Raw genomic sequence first — 19,499 nt, forward strand, 5'->3', positions numbered from 1 at the left:
GAACCACGTCATGACCACGGCCACGAACGCACCGACCGTACGGACCGAGGAGATCGACGGAATCTTCGTGATCACCATCGACCGGCCCCGGGCCCGCAACGCCATCGACGGGGCCACCGCACGGGCCCTCGCCGCCGCTCTCGACCAGCTGGAGTCCCGCGACGACCTCAGGGTCGGCATCCTCACCGGGGCCGGCGGCGTCTTCAGCGCGGGCATGGACCTCAAGGCCTTCGCGGCCGGCGACAGGCCCATCGTCGGCGGACGGGGCTTCGCGGGGATCACCCGCGCCCGGATCAGGACCCCGCTCATCGCCGCCGTCGAGGGCTATGCGCTGGGCGGCGGCACCGAGATGGCGCTCGCCTGCGACATGATCGTGGCCGCGCGGGACGCCACCTTCGGCCAGACCGAGGTCCGCTACGGCATCGTGCCGCCCGAGGGCGGCATGGTGCGCCTGCCCGAGCGCATCCCGCACAACATCGCGCTCGAACTGCTGCTCACCGGCGGGACCCTGCCGGCCGAGCGCGCGGAGCGCTTCGGCCTGGTCAACGAGCTGACGGAACCGGGTCAGGCACTCCAGCGGGCCCTGAAGCTGGCCCGCAGCATCGTGCTCAACGCGCCCCTGGCCGTGGAGGCCGTGAAACGGGTCGTCAACGAGCGGCGGGCCTTCAGCGACGAGGACGCCTTCGCCGACCAGGACCTCATCGCCGACCCGGTGCTGGCCTCCCAGGACGCCCAGGAGGGCGCCCACGCCTTCGCGGAGCGGCGTCAGCCGCACTGGGAAGGCCGCTGACCCGGGACTCCGACCCGAGCGCCGACATGTCTCGCGCGTTTTCCGTGTTTCATTCGGCGTTCGTGCGCAGCAGCGTGGAGCCGAGGTACTGGACGGCGCGCAGCGCGATCTCCAGATCGGTGTGCTCCTTCTGGACCGGGTGCCCCATGATCTCCTCGGCCTTGCGGATGCGGTACTGCACGGTGTTCTTGTGCAGGATCTGGGCGCTCGCGGTGGCCGTGTAGCTGCAGCCGTTGTCCAGGAATATCTGCGCGGTCTCGCGTAGGCGCGCGCTGTTCTCGTCGTCGAGGGCCAACGGGCCGAGGACGTCCCACACCCAGGCGCGTATGTCGTCGATGTGCGAAGCCATCAGGGCGATGGGAGCCACGGTGGAGAACTGTGTGAACCGGGGGACCGGATCGGCCACGGCCGCGAGTTCCTGGACGCGCAGCGCCTGCCGGTGGGTGGCGCGGAACCCCTCGACGTCGTATCCGACACCCCCGGCGCACATGTGGACGGAGGGATCGCTGCGCTCCAGGACGCCCGCCACCTCGTGCCAGGGGACGTCGCTGTTCGGGCCCAGCGGCAGCCAGGCCCAGGACACGATCGCGTCCCGGGGGACGAACAGCGGCCGCGCGGGGCAGCCGAGCCGCTGGGCGATCTCGTCGGTGATCCGGTGCAGCCGGGAGAGCCCCTCGCCCCCGTCCTTCGGCGAAGGCAGCCACGCCACCAGCCCGAGGTGATGCTGCCGGAGCCGGTAACCGAGAGCCGGTTCGATCCGGTTGAGGTCGACGTCGCTCCCGGCGAGGACGTCGCGCACCCGGGCGGCGCGCGCCGCGGTCTGGCTGAGCAGCCAGTTGTCGCGTTCGTGCTGGTACTCCGCGATGACGTGCTCGGTGACCCGGTCGATGTAGCCGAAGCTCGTGTGCAGCATGCGCCGGTTGGTCGCGACGGCCAGATCCTCGGCGGCGTTCTGCCGGTTGAGTTCGTCCAGACACCACTGCAGAAATCGCCAGTGCCCGATCCGGTAGGCCCTGATCAACGCACTCAGGGGAATTCCCCGCTGTGCCAGCCTCCGCGCGTATTCGAGGGCGGCCGCGGGCCCCTCGACCTTTTCCAGTGGAATGTCGTTCTCGAAGACGTGCAGCAGGGTGCCGGCGTTTTCCGAGATACTCGCCCGGAGGATTTTCTCGATGGTCGCGTCGCCCCTGAGCTCCGGTATCTCGGCAAGAACATAGTCCCCGATGTCGCGGCCGACCTCCGGAAGATGTGACCCTACGTTCTCCGCGACCACGGACAGTTGTTTCACGGCCTCTGGATGCTCCGCAGCCATGCCTCAAAGCTAACCGCAGAATGGTCCGACGGCACCAATTCGGTCCCCGGGGTCGTATCGCGAGCCCAGTGATTTCCCTGCGTTCCGGTCCTAGTCTCTGCTCGTTCGAGCCCTTGCGAAGTGCTTGAGAAGGACGCGTCATGAACCTCGCCCACCACGTGCCCGACAGCGCCCGGACGTACCCGGACCGCCCCGCGCTCCGTATCGAGGACACCGCGGTCTCCTATCGCGCGCTCGACGGGAGCACCGCCCGCATGGCCGGACTGCTCCGGGACCGTGGTGTGCAGCCCGGCGACCGGGTCGCGCTGATGCTGCCCAACGTTCCCGAGTTCGCCGTCGTCTACTACGGCGTACTCCGGGCGGGCGGCACCGTCGTCCCGATGAACCCCCTGCTCAAATCGCGTGAGGTCGCCTACTACCTCGGCGACTCGGGGGCCAGGCTGCTGTTCGCCTGGCACGACTTCGCCGACGAGGCGCACACCGGTGCGCGGGAGGCGGACGCGGAGGTGCTCGTCGTCCGGCCCGGCGCCCTCGACGAACTGCTGGAACCGGCCTCGCCCCTCGATGACCTGACGGAGCGTCATGACGACGACACCGCGGTCATCCTCTACACCTCGGGGACCACCGGTCAGCCGAAGGGCGCCGAACTGACCCACGCCAACCTGGCCCGCAACTGCGAGATCGCGGCAGGCGAACTGTTCCAGCTCACCGCCGACGACGTGATCTTCGGCGGTCTGCCGCTGTTCCACGCCTTCGGGCAGACCTGCACCCTCAACGCCGCCGTGGCCTTCGGCGCGTGCCTCACCCTGCTGCCGCGCTTCGACGCCGCACAGGCCCTCGGCATCCTCGACGCACACCGGGTGACCGTCTTCGCCGGGGTGCCCACGGTGTACAGCAGGCTCGTACGGCAGCCCGGCAGGGAGAGCCACGACGTCTCCCGGCTGCGCGTGTGCCTCGCCGGCGGCGCCGAACTGCCCGTCCAGGTGCTGTACGACTTCCAGGCCGCGTTCGACTGCGTCGTGCTCGAAGGCTACGGACTGTCGGAGACCTCGCCCGTCGTCTCGGTCAACACCCTGCGGGCCGGACCCAGGCCCGGCTCGGTCGGCACCCCGATCCCGGGCGTCCGGGTGCGGGTGGTCGACAACGGCAGGGAGGTACCGCAGGGGGACACGGGCGAGATCGCGGTGCGCGGGCACAACGTGATGAAGCGGTACTGGCAGCGTCCCGAGGAGACCGCCGCCACGATCCGGGACGGCTGGCTGTACACCGGTGACCTCGGCCGGGTGGACGAGGACGGGTACCTGTGGATCGTCGGCCGGAAGAAGGACGTGATCATCCGGGGCGGGTACAACGTGTACCCCCGCGAGGTCGAGGACGTGCTCTACGAGCACCCGGCCGTCGCCGACGCCGCGGTCATCGGCCTTCCCGACCCCGACCTCGGCGAGGAGGTCGGTGCGGCGGTCGTGCTCCGGCCGGGGGCGCGGACGACGGCCGAGGAACTGCGTGCGTACGTCAAGGGCCAGGTCGCCGCCTACAAGTACCCGCGGAAGGTGTGGATCGCGGACACCCTGCCCAAGGGGCCCACCGGGAAGATCCTCAAGAAGGAGATCGTGCCGCCGGCCGGGCGATGAGCCGGGTGTCAGGCGCCGGGGCACCCGGTGGCGGCTCCCTCGACGTGCCGGCCGCCCGGGAGCGTGACCGTCACCGGCTCGGGTTCGGCACCGGGGTCGGCTATGCGCTGCGCCGCGTCCGCCGTGCAGGCGAGCTGTGCGGCCGCGAGGCCGGGATCGCTCAACTCGCCGGCGAAGGCGGACAGTTCGACGGAGATCCGGTCCTCCCGAGCGGTCACCCGCACGAAGCGCGCCCCGTCGGACGCCTCCGGTACGGCGGTGGCACCCCCGCTCGGCGCCGGGACGGCGGGGACCGCCGACGGCAGGCCCGTGGGCAGGGGCAGCCGCGTCGTCAGTCCCTTGCCGCGCTCCGCGCCGGTCGGCCCCAGGAGCAGTTCCCGCAGCGCCGACTCGACGTCGCCCGGCGCGTCGGTCTCGCGCCGGACGGCGACCAGGGTGCCGTCCCGCACGAAGTACAGCCGCGTCGTCGGCACGACGCCACCGGCCGGACCGCCCGCCTGCACCACACCGGTCGTGGGGATGCCGCAGGAGGCCAGCACGCACACCGCCGCGGGGACCAGGAACGCGAGGCGGGCCCGCCGCCCGAGGCTCGTCACCGGTCCTCCCGGGCCGGTTCGCCGGCCGGCAGGGGGAGTCGCACGGTGAAGACGGCGCCGCCCCCGGGCCGGTTCGCGGCGCGGACCGTGCCGCCGTGCACCCGGACGTTCTCCGCGGTGATCGCGAGGCCCAGGCCGCTGCCCTCGGTGCGGGTGCGGGCGGCGTCCGACTTGTAGAACCGCTCGAAGACCTGCGGCAGCGCCTCGTCCGGGATCCCGGGTCCGCTGTCCAGCACCTCGATCACCGCGAGCCGCGCCCCGCCGGGCTGTCCGCCGTGCTCACCGCCGTCGTACAGGCGCAGGGCGACGGGCCGGGCGCCGTGTCGCAGCGCGTTGCCGACCAGGTTGGCCACGACGACGTCGAGGCGGCGCGGGTCGACGCGGCCGCGCAGGGTGCCGGGCGGCGGCAGGTCGCAGTCCACCAGGCCGGTCCAGGCGCGGGCGTCCAGGGTGCGCCGCAGGGACTCGGCGAGGTCGATCTCGTCCAGGTGCAGCACCGCGGCGCCCGCGTCGAAACGGGAGATCTCCATCAGGTCGTCCACCAGCCGGGCCAGCTTCACGGTCTCCTCGCTGATCAGACGGACGGCGGTGGCGGTGTCCGGGTCCAGGCGGGCGGCGTCCTCGTCGAGGACGTCGGTGACGGCGGACATGGCGGCGAGCGGGGTGCGCAGTTCGTGCGACACGTCCGCGGCGAACCGTCGGGCCCGGGCCTCCATGCCGCGCAGCTCGGCCACCGACTTCTCCAGCGCGGCGGCCGTCTCGTTGAACGTGTGGGAGAGATCGGCGAGTTCGTCGGACCCGTCGACGGCGAGCCGGGTGTCCAGGCGTCCCTCGGCGATGCTGCGGGTGGCGTGGCGCAGGGCCCGGACCGGGCGCAGCACCCCGCGGGCGGCGAGCAGCGCCAGCAGCACGGCGAGCGTCAGCGCGGGCACCGCGGCGCGTTCGGCGGCGGTGACCAGCGCGTCTACGTAGGCGCGTTCGGTGGTCTGGGGCACCGTCAGGAAGACATGGACACCGGAGGTGTACACGCCCTTGGCGGGTGCCTGGTCGAAGGTGACCGACATGCCGACGACGAGTGCGGTGCGGTCGCCGTCGGCCACCCGCTGGAAGACCGTGGCCATGCTGGAGCCGACGGCCTCGCGCACGGCGGGCGTCAGCTCCTCGAAGCGGTCGCCCGCGGCGGAGGTGGCGCTCAGGCTGCCGTAGGTGGCCAGCACCCGCCAGGTCCCGGAGGGCTCCGAGCGGGCCACGTCCGACGCGAACCGTGCCAGTGCGGTCCGGTCCGGCGGGAAGGCGAGGTCCGGGGCGAGGCGGCCGACCTGGGTGCGCAGCTGCTGGATCACGGCGTCCTGGCTCTGCTGGAGCACGCCGGTACGGGCCTCGCGGAAGGTCAGGGCGCCGGTGGTGCCCGCGGTGACGGCGGCGACCAGCGTGAAGGCGAGCACCAGGCGGGTCCGCAGGCCGCGCAGCTGCGGGAGACGGGGGCGCCTCACCGGGCCGCGAACCGGTAGCCGAAGCCGCGCACGGTCTGGATGTGGCGGGGCTCGCGCGGCGGTTCGCCCATCTTGGCGCGCAGCCGCCGCACGCAGGCGTCCACCAGCCGTGCGTCCCCGTGGTAGCTGTGCTCCCAGACCGCCTCCAGGAGCTGCTGCCGGCTGAACACCTGGCCGGGCGACGCGGACAGGGTGAGCAGCAGCCGGAGTTCGGAGGGGGCGAGCGGGATCGGCACACCGCCGCGGGCGACCGAGAGCCCGGCCCGGTCGACGGACAGGTCCCCGTAGGTGTCGATCTTCGGTATGCCGCCCTCGGCGGGCGCGCCGCCCGCCCGGCGCAGCACCGCGCGGAGGCGGGCCTCAAGGACCCGCGCCTGCACGGGTTTGACCACGTAGTCGTCGGCGCCCGCCTCCAGGCCCACCACGATGTCCTCGTCGTCGCCGCGCGCGGTCGCCATGACGATCGGCAGGGTCTGGTCGAGGGCGCGGATCCGGCGGCACACGTCGAGTCCGGGCATCCCGGGCAGCATGAGGTCCAGCACCACGACGTCCGGCCGGAAGGACCGCACCCGCTCCAGCCCGTCCTCCCCGGTCGCCACGGCGGCGACCTCGTGGCCCTGGCGGCGCAGGGCGAGGGACACCCCCTCCCGCACGGCACGGTCGTCTTCGATCAGCAGAACGCGTGGCATGCGCTCAGTATCCGCATCGCATCCGCACGGCTGTGCGTTTGTTACGGGATGATCATATGAGGTCGCAACGCCGTGCCCGTTATCTCTTCGTTATCATTTGCGCCAGGTCCGATCACATTCCGATCACAGCCTGACGGTCATGACCACGCGCACAGCAACTTCGTCCCGTGGCCGTCGCCGGAGCGGTCGCACGCATGCCTCGCCCCGCAGGGGGAAACGGAAGGGGCCGGTCTGGGGAGCCGTGGCCGCGCTGGCGGTCCTGGGTGCCGCCGGGTTCGCGGCCGTCGACGGGGGCTCGTCCGGTACCGGTGCGGCCCACGCCGGAGGCCGGACCGGGCCGACCGAACGGGCGCGCTCCGGGCGTCTCGGCGCCACCGGCCCGGCACACGGCTCCCGGTCCCCGTCGCCCGGTCCGGCCACCACCTCCGCCTCGCCCCGCCCCGGCGCCTCGCCCACCCCGGAGATCCCGGCGACGGGACCGGGCACGTTCGTCACCGCGGCCGGCGGCAGCACCAGGGTCGGATCCGGGACGGTCCTGCGCTACCGGGTCGACGTCGAGAAGGGCATCGACCTGTCCGCTTCGGACGTCGCCCGGCAGGTCGAGCGGATCCTGGCCGACCGGCGCGGCTGGACCGCCGACGGCCGCTCGGCGTTCGAACGGGTGTCGAGCGGTCCGACCGACTTCGTCGTCCGGGTCGCGACGCCCGGGACGGTGGACAGGGTCTGCGGGGAGTACGGGCTGGACACCGGCGGCGAGGTCAACTGCAATGTGGCCGACCAGGTCATGGTGAACCTCAGGCGCTGGCTCCTTGCGACCCCCGTCTACGCCCGGCACGTCAAGGACTACCGGGCCCTGATCATCAACCACGAGGTCGGCCACTTCCTCGGCCACGGCCATGTCGGCTGCCCGGGCGCGGGGCGGCCGGCTCCCGTGATGATGCAGCAGATCAAGGGCATGCACGGGTGCCTGCCCAACGTCTGGCCGTACGACGAGAAAGGGCGGTACCTGACCGGACCCGCCGTGTCCTGACCCGGTCGCGGGCGCGGTGTGCCCCTCGGGTATGACGTGAAGGCTCAAGTGAGCTGATACGCTCCCGACGTGACCGCCCCCGACCAGCCCCGACCGGACGACGAGCGCGCCGGCCTGTGGCTCACGCCCGCCGAACTGGCCTCGTGGATGTCGGTGGTCCGCCTGATCAACCGGCTGCCCTGGGCCCTGGACGCCCAGCTGCAGCGGGACGCGGACCTGAGCATGGTCGAGTACATGGCCATGGCGATGCTGGCCGAGGCGCCCGACCTGACCCTGCGGATGAGTGTGCTGGCCGAGGAGACCAACTCGTCGCTGTCCCGCCTGTCGCACCTGGTGAAGCGGTTGGAGAAGCGTGGTTACGTCCGGCGGGAACCGGACCCGGCCGACGGGCGGTTCACCAACGCCATCCTGCTGCCCGACGGCATGCGGAAGCTGGAGTCGGCCGCACCCGCCCATGTGGCCAACGTCCGTCACCTCGTCGTGGACAACCTCTCTCCCGAGCGCCTTCGCCGGCTCGGCCAGGACGCCGAACGCGTCCTCGGGCGGATCGACTCGCCGGTGCGCTGAGCGCACCGGACGACTTGAGCGTTAAGGCGACTGCGAGAGCGGCGTCTACTGCTCGCGGCCCGCGTCCCCGAGTTCCCTGAGCAGCAGGGTCAGGGTCGCCAGCCGGTCGGGGCCGAGCAGTTCCTCTATCCAGCGGCTGGTCTCCTGGGCCTGCTCGCGGCCCAGCGCCGTGCGTTCCCGCCCGGCGGGAGTCAGGGCGATCAGCTGGCGGCGGCGGTTGCCCGGATCCGTGTTCTTGGTGACCAGGCCGCGCGCCACGAGCCGGTCGAGCAGGGGAGTGAGGGTCGAGCGGTCGACCGCGGCGAGGGCGCCGAGCGTCTTCTGGTCCAGGCTTCCGCGTTCGTCCAGGATCTGGAGCACGGCGAACTGCGGCGGCGTCAGGTCGCCGCTGCGCAGCTGCCACGAGGCGTTCACCGCCTGCGAGGCCCGGCGCAGCTGGTGGGCCATGCCGTCTTCCAGCGTTCCGTCGTATCGCGCACCACTCGTCATGGGGCCAGATTACCTCCGTGCACTGTCATTCCGCACACGGAGCATTTGCCATTGCAAGGTGAGTGCCCTAGATTGATCCGTGTACGGACTTACCGCGTACGGAAGGTGTTTCCCATGCCGCGACGAGTGATCCTGGCGATGACGGGGGCGACCGGCGCCGTCATCGGTGTCGAACTGCTGCGCAGGCTGCGGGAGCAGCCGGACGTGGAGACCCATCTCGTGCTGTCCCGGTGGGCCAGGGCGACCATTCATCTGGAGACCGACCACTCGGTGCGCGATGTCACCGACCTGGCGGACGTGACGTACGCCTGGAACGACCAGGGCGCGGCGATCTCGTCCGGATCGTTCCCGGCCGACGCCATGATCATCGCGCCGTGCAGCATGAAGACCCTCGCCGGGATCCGCACCGGCTACGCCGACGGCCTCGTCCCGCGCGCCGCCGACGTCACGCTGAAGGAACGGCGGCCCCTGGTGCTGGTGCCGCGGGAGACCCCGCTCAGCGAGATCCATCTGGAGAACATGCTCGCGCTCTCCCGCATGGGGGCGCGGATCGTGCCGCCGATGCCGGCCTTCTACAACCGCCCGCAGACCATCGACGACCTCGTCGGGCACATCGCCGTCCGAGTGCTGGACCAGATCGGCATCCAGGTGCCGTCGGCCCGGCGCTGGGACGGAATGCCCCGCCGGTCCGAACCGAAAGGCGCAACCAACTGATGTCCGCCACCGATGACTTCCGGTCCTACCTCGCCGCGCTCGAAGAACTGGGCGACCTCCAGCGCATCTCCCGGGTGATCGATCCCGACCTGGAGGCGTCCGCCGTCACCCGGCGCTCCACCGAGAACGACCGCCCCGCTCCGTTCTTCGAGCACCTCAAGGGCGTCGCCGAGGGCTTCCGCATGGTCGGCGCCCCCGGCGCCCTGTCCAGCATCCCCGGGCATCCGCTGGCCCGGATCTCACTCTCGCTCGGCCTGCCCCACACCACCACCGCCGCCGAACTGGTCGAGAGGCTCGCGCGAGCGGGCACCGGAGAACTGCTCCCGCCGCGGCGGGTGGCGTCCGCCGGCGCGCCCTGCAAGCAGCACGTCCTGACCGGCGAGGACGCCCGGCTCGACCGGTTCCCGATCCCGTTCGTCCATCAGGCCGACGGCGGTCCCTACGTCAACACCTGGGGCGTCGTCGTCGCCCGGACGCCGGACGGCAGGTGGACCAACTGGGCCATCTCCCGGATCATGCAGATCGACGACCGCCACATGACCGGACTGGTGCTGCCGGGCCAGCACCTCGGCATGATCTGGCGCGAGTGGGAGGCCATCGGCGAACCCATGCCGTACGCGCTCTTCCAGGGCGGTGACCCGGGCGCCGCCGTCGTCGGCGGCATGACCGTCCCGACCGAGGTCGACGAGGGCGCGTATCTCGGAGCGCTGCTCGGCAGGCCGGTCGACGTGGTGAAGTGCGAGACCAACGACCTGGAGGTGCCGGCCTCCGCCGAGGTCGTCATCGAGGGCCGCCTGTCCGCGACCCGCGACGCCGTCGAAGGCCCGTTCGCCGAGTTCCACGGCTGGGCGCTGCCCGAGACCTCGCCTCAGCCGCTGTTCGGCATCGACGCGATCACCTACCGGGACGACCCGATCTGGCCGCTCGCCCCCGCCGGACGGCCCGTCGACGACTCGCACGTCGCGCCCGCCGCCGGAATCTCCGGCGAGGTCGTCGCGGAGCTGCGCAAGGCCGGGCTGCCCGTCACCACCGCCTGGCTGCCGCTGCGCGCCGCCTGCTTCTGGACGGTGATCACGGTCCCGTCGAACTGGCGCGACCTGCTGCCCGGCATGGACACCGCACGGTTCGTGCACCGCATCGGCGAGGTGCTGAGCGGCACCCGGGTCGGCCGGCTCTCCCCGGTCGTCCACGTCCTCGACGACGACGTGGACCCGGCGAACGACTCGGACCTGCTGTGGGCGCTGGCCACCCGGGTGCACCCGACGCTGCGTCAGGAGCAGTGGCACGGGCCGATCATGCCGTGGTACCCGTGCTTCACCGAGGAGGAACTGCACAACGGCTGGGGAGCCGTCGTCGTCCATGACGCGCTGCTTCCGGCGGAGGGCCACGGCCGCGCCCCGCAGGCCACCTTCGAGGGCGTCTTCCCGGCGGACCTGCGCGCCAGGGTCCTCGCCGCCGAGGCCGAGTCGGCCGAGGCCCCTCCCGGCGCCTGACAGGTCACAGGACCGGTAGCAGCTCCATCGCCCGGAGCGGCCGCGGATGGAACAGGCGCAGCCGGTGCACCCGGCCGGCCTCGTCCAGCGTCATCAGCCAGGCCACGCTGGGCGGGCAGTGCCCGGGGTCGTCGGACGGGTTGACGATGTCCATCTCCCAGACGGCCAGCGACCGTCCGGCGACGGCATGCGCGAGGCGCTGCCGCACCCCGGCGGCGATGTCGCCGTCCATGGCACGCACCAGCAGGTCCCGGCCCCCGACCCGGTCGCTGCCCCTGAGCAGGGCGATCTCCGGGGACCAGCGTTCCGTGAGCAGTGTGCCGAAGTGCCCGCTCTCGGCGGCGTCGAGGGTCTCCCGGGCCTGGGTACGGCTGTCCCGGGTGCGCCGCGCGGTGTCGCCGTGCGCCGCGTCCGCCGTGCCGGCCAGGGCCGCCGCGAGCTTGGCCCGGCCCTGGCTGAGCCGGCTGCGGACCGTGCCGACGGGGATCCCGCAGACGCCGGCTATCCCCTCGTACGAGGTGACGCCCGTGGTGAAGTGGCGCAGCACCAGCGGCAGCCGCAGCGTCGGGGAGAGTTCCTCCAGCGCCGCCCAGATCCAGTCCCGCAGCGCGCTCTGTTCCAGCCACTGCTCCGGACCCGCCTGAGTGGACGGCAGGTGCAGACCCTCGTCCACCGGCCGGACGGGGACCGCGTCCCGCAGCAGGGAGCGCGCGGCGTTGCGCACGATCATCCGCAGCCACGCGCCCACCGCACCCGGATCGCGGACGTCGCCGATCCGTCGCAGTGCGGTCAGGGCCGCGTCCTGCAGGACGTCCTCGGTGTCCGGGCCCGGACCCAGCAGGCTCAGCGCCACCGCGCGCATACCCGCGCGGTGGCGTTCGAGCAGCAGCCCCAGGGCGGCGACCTCGCCCGCCTGCGCGGCCCGGGTGAGCACCGCGTCCTCGATGCGCGCGGCCTCGGCCGTCTCCCGGCTCATGAGGCCGCACCCGCGAGGGAGAGGGCGGCGGCGGATGCGGCTGCGGGACCGGGTGCCGAACCGGCATCAGGTCCGTCCTTCGGGCGCCCGGACCGGAGCAACCGCATCTTCTCGGCCTCTCTGTTCTCGCGGGCTCCGGCTAGTCCTCGTCGCCGAGTTCCGGCAGCCAGCTGCCGTGGAAACCCGCGGGGACAGCGTAGGGGAGTTCCACCACCGCCTGCTCGGACAGGTCAGTGGCGTCGAGGACGAGCAGCTCCCCGGCCTTGCCGTCGTCGTCGGAGACGAGCGACAGCAGCCAGCCCTCGTCCTCGCTCCGGCCGTTCGCGGCCGGGACGAACACCGCCTCACCCGCGTAGCGGGCGCCGGGCGTCGGGTGGACCCGGGTGGTCTCGCGCGTGAGGTCGTGCTTGGCTATGCCGTCGCCGGAGACCGTGTACAGGTAGCGGTTCTCGCGTCCGGTGAGGGCCTCGTTGTGGGTGGGGAACTCGGCGTCCCGGTCGTCCAGTTGGCGCTCGGCGACCCGGCCGGTGGCCGGGTCCAGCGTCCAGCGGTACAGCACCGCGGGCGCCTGGACGAGGCCAGGCTCCGGTACGACGGCCACGCCGGTGGGCCCGCCGATGTCGCCCCAGGCGTGCTCGAACCTGTCGTGGTCGTAGCGCACCGCGTCGAGGACGATCCGCCCCTGCGCGTCCTCGTAGGCGTTGCCGACGTGGAAGACGTAGCAGGGGTCGACGTCGAACCAGCGCACCTCGGTGCTGCCGGGGGTGCGGGACATGATGCCGAGCCGGGCGCCGTAGCTCTCGTCCCACTGGTAGGGCATACCGCCGTGGCCGGCGAGTTCGGGCCGGAAGACGACGGGCAGGTCCATCCAGACGATGTGGTGCTCGGTGATGGCGAAGTCGTGCATCATCGTCGGGCCCGGCACCTCGATCGGGCGGCTGTCGAGCAGCTCCCCCTCCGCGGTGACCCGGTGGTAGGTGAGGTACGGCGGGGCGAACCCGGTACCGAACAGGTGGAGTTCGCCGGTGACCGGATCCTCCTTGGGATGTGCGGTCATCGCGGTGGTCAGCCTGCCCCCGAAGTCGTACGGCCCGACGGTCTCCAGCGCCGGGGTGACCCAGTAGGGGAAGCCGACCTCGCACAGCGCCAGCACCGTGTCCGCGTGCCGGATGACATGGGTGTTGCCGGGTGTCGCGGTGAGGTCGAAGGTGCCGTCCTCGCGGACGAAGGGGTGGCCCTCCCGCTCCCGGGTGCGGATCCACCGGTTGCGGTACCACTCGGCGTGGCCGTCGCGCAGCCGGAGGCCGTGGAGCATGCCGGGGCCGGTGAACCAGTGGCCGTTGTCCTCGTCGGGCAGCGGGTTGGGGCCGTTGCGCAGGTAGCGGCCGTCCAGTTCGGGCGGGAGCGTGCCGCGCACGGTGAGGTTGAAGGCGCTGTGCTCCTCGGCGACCGGGGCGAAGCGGCCCTTGAGGTAGAGGGGGACGGTGGTCTCTTCGGTCATGGTGCTTTCCTTGTCCGGGCCGGCAGGGCGGTGCCGGCCCCGTGCTGGATCAGGTCCGGGGCGGTCGGGCGGTGGCCGGGCGGAAGCTCGGCCCGCCGCCCGGCGTTCGGGATCCCGGACGCCGGGCGGAGCCGAGGCGACGCGTCACCGGGGTGCGGACGACAGCCCCTGGGACTCCAGCAGGCGCCGCTGCACCCGCTCGGGGTAGACCTTGGTGAAGACGATCGGGGCCGCCAGGCCGATGACATGGGCGGTGATGCCCACCCAGGCCGGGGCGTCCACCGCGTTGCCGACGGCCAGGACGACGGCGATGAAGGTGAAGCCGGCGCCCCAGGAGCCGGTGATGTAGTTGTTGACCTGGAGGAACTCGGGCATGTCCCAGTACTCGCGCGGCGTCTGGCGCTTGGCGATGCCCAGCGTGAAGGGGTGGCGGATCGCCATGGATCCCCACGCGGTGGCGGCCAGCCAGGCGAACGAGAGGACGTCCGTGTGGTCCTTCAGCCCCGAGTCCGGGTTGCTGATGGAGACGCCGCCGATCACGAGGAAGTACAGGATGGTGCTGGCCTCCAGGATCAGCGCGTCGAGGTCGACCCCCCGACGGCGGTCCTGGAGCAGCAGCACCAGCCCCGAGAGGACACCGGCGACAGCGCCCCAGCGCCAGTCGACGAAGCCCGACACGACCCCGGCGACGATCCAGGGGACGAAGCCGCGCAGATAAGCCATGAAACCCATTGAATGTTCCTTGCTGAATCGCAGAATCAATTGGACGGCCCTGGAGGGGGGTTGCTCCGCAGCCGTTCGAGAACCGACGCGGACTAGATGCAGGACGGGCGGCAAAGTTCGACCGCGGGAGTGTGACCCTCGTCACGATGACGTTTGGATGATCGGATGGGCCCGCTGTCATACTGACCGGCGTGATGCGTGCGGGGGCATGGCGGGACACCTGGCGCCGGCTGCGCCGCCGGATCGCCCAACGGCCGTACGTCTGCGCGGTGTTGCTCGGGTGCCTCGCGATCGCCGAGTCCCTCGCGGAGTTCGTCGCCGGCCACGGTTCGGTTCCGCGGATGTTCGCGGACGCCACCTCCGGCACCAGTCGCGTACAACTCACCCTGGTCATAGGGCTGTTCTGCCTGGCTACGGCACTACCGCCCCTGTTCCTGCGTCCGTTGGCGGCCGGAATCACGGTCACCGCCGCGAGCCTCGGCTCGCTCACGATCCTCCACACCCTCACGGTCGCGGGACTCGCGGCCCAACTCGCCGTCCAGTACCGGCTGGCCCGCACCGGTTCCACACCGCTCGCGCTCCTGCTCGGCGCGCCCTTCCTCGCCCTGGCCCTGGCCAGGGTCACCGACATGGCCACGGCCACGGACACCACCACGGACACGGTCGCGCGCACGGTGCTGCTCGCCGCGCTCGCGCCCGCCGCCGCCTGTGCCGGGCTCGCGGCGCGGGCCGCCGAGCACCGGCGCGCGCACTCCGCCGTACGCCGGGTGATGGCCGTGACCGAGTGGGAGAACGCGGCGCGGGGCGAGCGCGCCCGGATCGTCCGCGAACTCCACGACGTCGTCGGCCACCACCTGTCCATGATCGCCGTACAGGCCGAGACCGCGCGGGTGGCCACCCCCGGCATGCCCGCCCAGGGTGCCGAACGCCTCCTCGGCATCGGGGACACCGCACGCGCCGCGCTCACCGAGATGCGCCGGCTGCTCGGTGTGCTGCGCACGGACACCGGATCCGAGACCGGCGGCGAGCGCAGCCCCCAGCCGGACCTGCGCCACCTCAACGACCTCCTCGACGAGGCCCGTTCGGCCGCCGGCGGCTCCGTCCGGCTGGTCCTCAGCGGCTTTCCCCGCGCCCTCGACCCCGGGGTCGAACTCGCCGTCTACCGGATCGTCCAGGAGTCCCTCACCAACGCCCGCAAGCACGCGCCGGGCGCCGCCGTGGACGTCGAGCTGCACTACGCCGACGACCGCCTGCACCTGCGCGTCCGCGACAACGGGCCAGGCCCGGCCACTGAGCAACCACCCGACGGACATGGCCTGTTGGGCATGCGCGAGCGGGCCGTCGCGGTGGCCGGGGACGTCCGTACCGGCTCTGCGGACGTCGGCGGTTTCCTGGTGGCCGCCCGCTTCCCCGCGCCGCCGCGCGACGACCCCGAGGCCAGGACGGAAGAGACCGCATGAGCGTGCCCACCCCGCCGATCCGGGTAGTGATCGCCGACGACCACCTGGTGGTCCGGACCGGCTTCGCCGCACTGCTGGACTCCCAGCCCGACCTCACCGTCGTCGGCACCGCCGCCGACGGTACCGAGGCGCTCGGCGTGTGCCGCGAGACCCGCCCGGACGTCGTCCTGATGGACATCCGCATGCCGGGTCTGGACGGCATCGAGGCCACCCGCCGGCTCCTCGGCACGGCACCGGAGCGGACGGGCGGACCGCGGGTCCTCATCCTCACCACCTTCGACCTGGACGAGTACGTCTACGACGCCCTGCGCGCCGGGGCCAGCGGCTTCCTGCTCAAGGAGGTCACCGCCGAGCGGCTCTTCGACGCCGTCCGGGTCGTCGCCGCCGGGGACGCCCTGCTCGCCCCCGCCATCACCCGCCGGCTGATCGGCGAGTTCGCCCGGCTGCCCGACCGGGCCGCCGCGAACACCCCGCCGCCCCGGCTGGGCACGCTCACCGCACGGGAGACCGAGGTGCTGCTGCTCGTCGCCGAGGGCCTGTCGAACCCGGAGATCGCTGCCCGACTCGTCGTCGGCGAGGAGACGGTCAAGACCCACGTCAGCCGGATCCTCGCCAAGCTCGGCCTGCGCGACCGCACCCAGGCCGTCGTCGCCGCCTACGAGTCAGGACTGGTCGTCCCCCGTGCGAGGGATGCCAAAGCTGGCTCCGAGGGGTGACGCATCCGGCCGCCGCACTTCCTAGCCTGGCGGTCATGGAAACGACGATCGAGGTCAGGGGCTTACGCAAGCGCTTCGGGAGCGTGCAGGCGCTGGACGGGATGGAGTTCACCGTCCGGCCCGGCCGGGTCACCGGCTTCGTGGGCCCGAACGGCGCCGGCAAGTCCACCACGATGCGGGTGATCCTCGGCCTGGACCGGCCCGACCGGGGCAGCGCCCTCGTCGGTGGCCGCCCGTACCACCGACTGCGCACCCCCTTCACCCACATCGGGGCGCTGCTGGACGCCGCGGCCGTCCAGCCCGCCCGCACCGCCCGCCACCATCTGCTGTGGCTGGCGCACTCCCAGGGCCTGCGCGCCGCACGGGTCGAGGAGGTGCTCGGGCAGGTCGGCCTGCGGGACGCGGCCCACCGGAAGGCGGGCGGCTTCTCGCTCGGCATGCGGCAGCGGCTCGGCATCGCGGCCGCCCTGCTCGGCGACCCGCCCGCGGTGATGCTGGACGAACCGTTCAACGGGCTGGACCCGGAGGGCTTCCGGTGGATGCGCGGCTTCCTCGCGTCCCTCGCCGGAGAGGGCCGGGCGGTCCTGGTCTCCAGTCACCTCATGGGCGAACTCCAGGACACCGCCGACCACGTGATCGTCGTCGGCCGGGGCCGGGTCGTCGCCGACATGAGCGTGCGTGAGCTGCTGGAGTCCGTCTCCCGCGGACAGGTCACCCTGCGTACTTCCGCGCGCGGCGACGCCATGACCGTGCTCGCCCGCGCCGGCGCCACCGTCAGTTCCACGGGCCCCGGCTCGGTCACCGTCACCGGGCTGCCCGCCGAGCGGGTCGTCTCGCTGCTCGGCGGGCACGGTGTGCCGTTTGCGGAGGTCGCCGCCTATCGCGCCTCCCTCGAAGAGGCGTACATGGAACTGACCCGCGACGCCGTCCAGTTCCGCGGGACCCTGCCCGAGGAGGCCGGTCGATGACCACGGCCACCCTCGGCGGGTTCGGGCCGCTGCTGCACGCGGAGTGGACCAAGTTCCGTACCGTGCGCGGCTGGTGGGTGAGCAGCGTCTGCGCCGCCCTCGTCGTCTGCCTGGTCGGGCTGCTCGCCACCGCGACCGGCAACGCGGGTGCGTCCGCGGGCGGTTCGACCCTCCCCGTCGGCCCGGGCGGCGAGGCGGTCAACGACGACTTCTCCTTCGTACACCGGCCGCTGACCGGCGACGGCACGCTCACCGTCGCCGTGACCTCGCTCACCGGCGTGATCGCCACCGACCCCGGCCACACCGGATCCGGCCTCGCGCCCTGGGCGAAGGCCGGGATCATCGTCAAGGACGGCCTGGCGCAGGGCTCGTCGTACGCGGCGGTCATGGTCACGGGCGGCCACGGAGTGCGGATGCAGTACGACTACACGCACGACGTCGCCGGAGCGGCGGGCGCGGTCTCCGCCTCGTCGCCGCGCTGGCTCCGACTGCGGCGCGCGGGCGACGTCCTCACCGGCTACCAGTCGGCCGACGGCCGCACCTGGAGCGAGGTCGGCACCGCCCGGCTCGCGGGGCTCCCGGACACCGTCCAGGCCGGGCTGTTCGTGACCTCGCCGTCGGCCGAGCAGTCCACCGGGACCGGTTCCGGTTTCGTGCCCGCGGTGGCCACCGGCGGCTTCGACCGGATCGCCCTGGACGGGGGCTGGACGCCGGGCGGTTGGCGGTACCGGCAGGTGGGCGAGGATGCCGGGGTCTCGGGCAGCTACACCTCGGACACCAAGGGAACGGCCGTGCGGTCCGGCTCCGGCTCTGGTTCCGGCTCTGGTTCCGGTTCCGGTTACACCGTGACCGGGGCCGGGGACATCGCGCCGGTCGTGGGCGGCCCGGCCACCAGCGGGGTGCGGACCATCGAGAACTTCCTCGTCGGCGCGTTCGCGGGACTCGTCGTGGTCGTGGTGGTCGCCGCCGGCTACATCACCGTCGAGTACCGGCGGGGCCTGATCGGCCTCACCCTCGCCGCAAGTCCGCGCCGCGGCCGGGTCCTCGCGGCCAAGGCGCTCGTGGCGGGCGGAGTCGCCTTCCTCGCCGGGACGGTCGCCGCCGCCGTGATGGTCCCGCTCGGCGCGGCGCGTTCCCGGGCCGGCGGCTTCCCGGTGCTCACCGTGCCGGCCGGCACCGAGGCACGGGTCGTCGTCGGCACCGGCCTGCTGCTGGCAGCCGCCGCCGTCCTCGCCCTCGGCGTCGGCACCATCCTGCGGCGCAGCGCCGTCGCCGTCACCGCGGTGGTCGTCGGCATGGTCCTGCCCTACCTGCTCGCGACCGCGTCGGTGCTGCCCGACGGGGCGGCCGAGTGGCTGCTGCGGGTCACCCCGGCCGCCGGGTTCGCCGTCCAGCAGAGCGTCGTGCGGTACGACCAGGTGGTCACCGTCTACGCGCCGTCGTCCGGGTACTTCCCGCTCTCGCCCTGGGCAGGGTTCGCGGTGCTGTGCGGCTACGCGGCCGTCTCGTTCGGGTCGGCCGTCGTGCTGCTGCGCCGGAGGGACGCATGAGGCGCGCCGGGCACGCGGAGTGGACGAAGCTGCGCACCGACACCGCCAACGCCTGGCTGGTGCTGAGCCTGGTGGCGCTGACCGTGGCGGTCAGCACCGGGGTGGCGATGACCTCCCGGTGCGACGCTCCGGGCTGCGGCGGTGACCCCGCGCGGCTGAGCCTGACCGGGGTCATGGCCGGGCAGGTCGCGATCGCGGTCCTGGCCGTCCTGACGGTCGGCAACGAGTACGGCACCGGCATGATGCGCACGACCCTGACGGCGGTCCCGCGACGGCTGACGGTCCTGTCCGCCAAGGCCGCCGTCCTGACGGCCGTGACGCTGGCGGCTGCGACGGTCTCGGTGCTCGGCTCGCTGCTGGTCGGGCGGCTGGTCGAGCCGGGCCGGGGCTTCACCCGGGAACACGGCTACCAGGCCCTGTCGTTGACCGACGGGCCCACCCTGCGGGCCGCGGCCGGCTCCGTGCTCTACCTGGCCCTGATCGGCCTGCTGAGCCTGGGCCTGGCGCTCGCCGTACGGAACTCGGCCACCGCGATCGGCATCGTACTGGCGCTGCTGTTCGTCTTCCCGATCCTCGCCCAGGTCGTGGCCGACCCCGACTGGCAGCGCCATCTGCAGCAGTTCGCGCCGATGACGGCCGGCCTGGCCGTCCAGACGACCGTCGGCATCGGGCGACCGCCCATCGGCCCCTGGCAGGGGCTGGGCGTCCTGGCCCTCTGGGCGGTCGCCGCCCTCACGGCGGGCGGCCGGCTGCTCCGCTCACGTGACGCGTGAGCGCGCCACGTGAACGCGACATGTGCAC

19 protein-coding genes are annotated in these 19,499 nt (G+C 72.8%); 11 read left to right on the plus strand and 8 right to left on the minus strand.

Annotation, left to right across the window (positions count from 1 at the left end):
- The first annotated feature begins 10 nt into the window (after positions 1 to 10).
- Positions 11 to 790: a crotonase/enoyl-CoA hydratase family protein gene (locus tag ACFWPS_RS26350; protein WP_383708650.1), complete on the plus strand. Its 780-nt coding sequence runs from the start codon at positions 11 to 13 to the stop codon at positions 788 to 790.
- A gap of 49 nt (positions 791 to 839) precedes the next feature.
- Here ACFWPS_RS26350 and ACFWPS_RS26355 read toward each other — a convergent pair whose 3' ends face one another.
- The gene (locus ACFWPS_RS26355; protein WP_383708652.1) at positions 840 to 2,102 is read right to left on the minus strand and encodes a PucR family transcriptional regulator; all 1,263 of its coding nucleotides are present in this window, start codon (positions 2,100 to 2,102) and stop codon (positions 840 to 842) included.
- A 140-nt stretch (positions 2,103 to 2,242) separates the two neighbouring features.
- On the opposite strand from ACFWPS_RS26355, the gene ACFWPS_RS26360 reads away from it, so the two are divergent.
- A complete protein-coding gene (locus tag ACFWPS_RS26360; RefSeq protein ID WP_383708654.1) occupies positions 2,243 to 3,733 on the plus strand; it encodes a long-chain fatty acid--CoA ligase in 1,491 nt (496 codons plus the stop codon).
- An 8-nt stretch (positions 3,734 to 3,741) separates the two neighbouring features.
- Here the strand turns inward: ACFWPS_RS26360 and ACFWPS_RS26365 are convergent, their stop codons facing one another.
- From ACFWPS_RS26365 to ACFWPS_RS26375, 3 genes are read right to left on the minus strand one after another with little or no spacing between them, the layout of a single operon-like run.
- Positions 3,742 to 4,329, minus strand: a complete 588-nt coding sequence (locus ACFWPS_RS26365; protein WP_383708656.1) for a hypothetical protein — start codon at positions 4,327 to 4,329, stop codon at positions 3,742 to 3,744.
- A complete protein-coding gene (locus ACFWPS_RS26370; protein WP_383708657.1) occupies positions 4,326 to 5,822 on the minus strand; it encodes an ATP-binding protein in 1,497 nt (498 codons plus the stop codon). Before ACFWPS_RS26370 ends, ACFWPS_RS26365 begins: the two co-directional genes overlap by 4 nt.
- Positions 5,819 to 6,511 carry a response regulator gene (locus tag ACFWPS_RS26375; protein WP_383708659.1) on the minus strand — a complete coding sequence of 231 codons (693 nt, stop codon included), beginning with the start codon at positions 6,509 to 6,511 and terminating at the stop codon, positions 5,819 to 5,821. Before ACFWPS_RS26375 ends, ACFWPS_RS26370 begins: the two co-directional genes overlap by 4 nt.
- Before the next feature lie 139 nt (positions 6,512 to 6,650).
- On the opposite strand from ACFWPS_RS26375, the gene ACFWPS_RS26380 reads away from it, so the two are divergent.
- The gene (locus ACFWPS_RS26380) at positions 6,651 to 7,541 is read left to right on the plus strand and encodes a DUF3152 domain-containing protein (RefSeq protein ID WP_383708661.1); all 891 of its coding nucleotides are present in this window, start codon (positions 6,651 to 6,653) and stop codon (positions 7,539 to 7,541) included.
- A 69-nt stretch (positions 7,542 to 7,610) separates the two neighbouring features.
- Complete coding sequence (locus tag ACFWPS_RS26385) at positions 7,611 to 8,108, plus strand: MarR family winged helix-turn-helix transcriptional regulator (RefSeq protein WP_383708662.1); 498 nt, start codon at positions 7,611 to 7,613, stop codon at positions 8,106 to 8,108.
- Positions 8,109 to 8,153: 45 nt separating this feature from the next.
- On the opposite strand, the gene ACFWPS_RS26390 is transcribed toward ACFWPS_RS26385, so the two are convergent.
- Complete coding sequence (locus tag ACFWPS_RS26390) at positions 8,154 to 8,597, minus strand: MarR family winged helix-turn-helix transcriptional regulator (RefSeq protein ID WP_383708664.1); 444 nt, start codon at positions 8,595 to 8,597, stop codon at positions 8,154 to 8,156.
- Between the two features lie 114 nt (positions 8,598 to 8,711).
- Here ACFWPS_RS26390 and ACFWPS_RS26395 point away from each other — a divergent pair, with 114 nt between their 5' ends.
- Complete coding sequence (locus ACFWPS_RS26395) at positions 8,712 to 9,311, plus strand: non-oxidative hydroxyarylic acid decarboxylases subunit B (protein WP_383708666.1); 600 nt, start codon at positions 8,712 to 8,714, stop codon at positions 9,309 to 9,311.
- Complete coding sequence (locus tag ACFWPS_RS26400; RefSeq protein WP_383708668.1) at positions 9,311 to 10,804, plus strand: UbiD family decarboxylase; 1,494 nt, start codon at positions 9,311 to 9,313, stop codon at positions 10,802 to 10,804. Before ACFWPS_RS26395 ends, ACFWPS_RS26400 begins: the two co-directional genes overlap by 1 nt.
- Before the next feature lie 4 nt (positions 10,805 to 10,808).
- On the opposite strand, the gene ACFWPS_RS26405 is transcribed toward ACFWPS_RS26400, so the two are convergent.
- The 3 genes from ACFWPS_RS26405 to ACFWPS_RS26415 all read right to left on the minus strand — a co-directional run bounded on the left by ACFWPS_RS26405 (position 10,809) and on the right by ACFWPS_RS26415 (position 14,013).
- Positions 10,809 to 11,780 (minus strand): RNA polymerase sigma factor, encoded by a 972-nt coding sequence (locus tag ACFWPS_RS26405; RefSeq protein WP_383708670.1) that lies wholly within the window; start codon positions 11,778 to 11,780, stop codon positions 10,809 to 10,811.
- 139 nt (positions 11,781 to 11,919) lie between these two features.
- Positions 11,920 to 13,281: a carotenoid oxygenase family protein gene (locus ACFWPS_RS26410; protein WP_383708672.1), complete on the minus strand. Its 1,362-nt coding sequence runs from the start codon at positions 13,279 to 13,281 to the stop codon at positions 11,920 to 11,922.
- A 144-nt stretch (positions 13,282 to 13,425) separates the two neighbouring features.
- The gene (locus ACFWPS_RS26415; RefSeq protein WP_383708674.1) at positions 13,426 to 14,013 is read right to left on the minus strand and encodes a hypothetical protein; all 588 of its coding nucleotides are present in this window, start codon (positions 14,011 to 14,013) and stop codon (positions 13,426 to 13,428) included.
- Between the two features lie 185 nt (positions 14,014 to 14,198).
- Between ACFWPS_RS26415 and ACFWPS_RS26420 the strand changes: the two genes are divergently transcribed.
- The 5 genes from ACFWPS_RS26420 to ACFWPS_RS26440 are packed head-to-tail and all read left to right on the plus strand — an operon-like array spanning position 14,199 to position 19,471.
- Positions 14,199 to 15,464 (plus strand): sensor histidine kinase, encoded by a 1,266-nt coding sequence (locus ACFWPS_RS26420; RefSeq protein ID WP_383708688.1) that lies wholly within the window; start codon positions 14,199 to 14,201, stop codon positions 15,462 to 15,464.
- The gene (locus ACFWPS_RS26425) at positions 15,461 to 16,180 is read left to right on the plus strand and encodes a response regulator (protein ID WP_383708676.1); all 720 of its coding nucleotides are present in this window, start codon (positions 15,461 to 15,463) and stop codon (positions 16,178 to 16,180) included. Before ACFWPS_RS26420 ends, ACFWPS_RS26425 begins: the two co-directional genes overlap by 4 nt.
- A gap of 35 nt (positions 16,181 to 16,215) precedes the next feature.
- Complete coding sequence (locus ACFWPS_RS26430; protein ID WP_383708678.1) at positions 16,216 to 17,148, plus strand: ATP-binding cassette domain-containing protein; 933 nt, start codon at positions 16,216 to 16,218, stop codon at positions 17,146 to 17,148.
- Entirely contained in the window at positions 17,145 to 18,698 is a 1,554-nt protein-coding gene (locus ACFWPS_RS26435) for an ABC transporter permease subunit (protein WP_383708680.1), read from the plus strand. Before ACFWPS_RS26430 ends, ACFWPS_RS26435 begins: the two co-directional genes overlap by 4 nt.
- The gene (locus tag ACFWPS_RS26440) at positions 18,695 to 19,471 is read left to right on the plus strand and encodes an ABC transporter permease (RefSeq protein WP_383708682.1); all 777 of its coding nucleotides are present in this window, start codon (positions 18,695 to 18,697) and stop codon (positions 19,469 to 19,471) included. Before ACFWPS_RS26435 ends, ACFWPS_RS26440 begins: the two co-directional genes overlap by 4 nt.
- Positions 19,472 to 19,499: the final 28 nt, after the last annotated feature.

This window comes from Streptomyces sp. NPDC058457, from assembly GCF_042720695.1.
Classification (GTDB): domain Bacteria; phylum Actinomycetota; class Actinomycetes; order Streptomycetales; family Streptomycetaceae; genus Streptomyces.

Excerpts from the sequence above, each read along its gene's own strand:
- ACFWPS_RS26350 (WP_383708650.1), top strand. The coding sequence starts at position 11 with ATGACCACGGCCACGAACGCACCGACCGTACGGACCGAGGAGATCGAC.
- ACFWPS_RS26355 (WP_383708652.1), bottom strand. The coding sequence starts at position 2,102 with ATGGCTGCGGAGCATCCAGAGGCCGTGAAACAACTGTCCGTGGTCGCG.
- ACFWPS_RS26360 (WP_383708654.1), top strand. The coding sequence starts at position 2,243 with ATGAACCTCGCCCACCACGTGCCCGACAGCGCCCGGACGTACCCGGAC.
- ACFWPS_RS26375 (WP_383708659.1), bottom strand. The coding sequence starts at position 6,511 with ATGCCACGCGTTCTGCTGATCGAAGACGACCGTGCCGTGCGGGAGGGG.
- ACFWPS_RS26380 (WP_383708661.1), top strand. The coding sequence starts at position 6,651 with ATGACCACGCGCACAGCAACTTCGTCCCGTGGCCGTCGCCGGAGCGGT.
- ACFWPS_RS26390 (WP_383708664.1), bottom strand. The coding sequence starts at position 8,597 with ATGACGAGTGGTGCGCGATACGACGGAACGCTGGAAGACGGCATGGCC.
- ACFWPS_RS26395 (WP_383708666.1), top strand. The coding sequence starts at position 8,712 with ATGCCGCGACGAGTGATCCTGGCGATGACGGGGGCGACCGGCGCCGTC.
- ACFWPS_RS26400 (WP_383708668.1), top strand. The coding sequence starts at position 9,311 with ATGTCCGCCACCGATGACTTCCGGTCCTACCTCGCCGCGCTCGAAGAA.
- ACFWPS_RS26405 (WP_383708670.1), bottom strand. The coding sequence starts at position 11,780 with ATGAGCCGGGAGACGGCCGAGGCCGCGCGCATCGAGGACGCGGTGCTC.
- ACFWPS_RS26410 (WP_383708672.1), bottom strand. The coding sequence starts at position 13,281 with ATGACCGAAGAGACCACCGTCCCCCTCTACCTCAAGGGCCGCTTCGCC.
- ACFWPS_RS26415 (WP_383708674.1), bottom strand. The coding sequence starts at position 14,013 with ATGGGTTTCATGGCTTATCTGCGCGGCTTCGTCCCCTGGATCGTCGCC.
- ACFWPS_RS26420 (WP_383708688.1), top strand. The coding sequence starts at position 14,199 with ATGCGTGCGGGGGCATGGCGGGACACCTGGCGCCGGCTGCGCCGCCGG.
- ACFWPS_RS26425 (WP_383708676.1), top strand. The coding sequence starts at position 15,461 with ATGAGCGTGCCCACCCCGCCGATCCGGGTAGTGATCGCCGACGACCAC.
- ACFWPS_RS26430 (WP_383708678.1), top strand. The coding sequence starts at position 16,216 with ATGGAAACGACGATCGAGGTCAGGGGCTTACGCAAGCGCTTCGGGAGC.
- ACFWPS_RS26435 (WP_383708680.1), top strand. The coding sequence starts at position 17,145 with ATGACCACGGCCACCCTCGGCGGGTTCGGGCCGCTGCTGCACGCGGAG.
- ACFWPS_RS26440 (WP_383708682.1), top strand. The coding sequence starts at position 18,695 with ATGAGGCGCGCCGGGCACGCGGAGTGGACGAAGCTGCGCACCGACACC.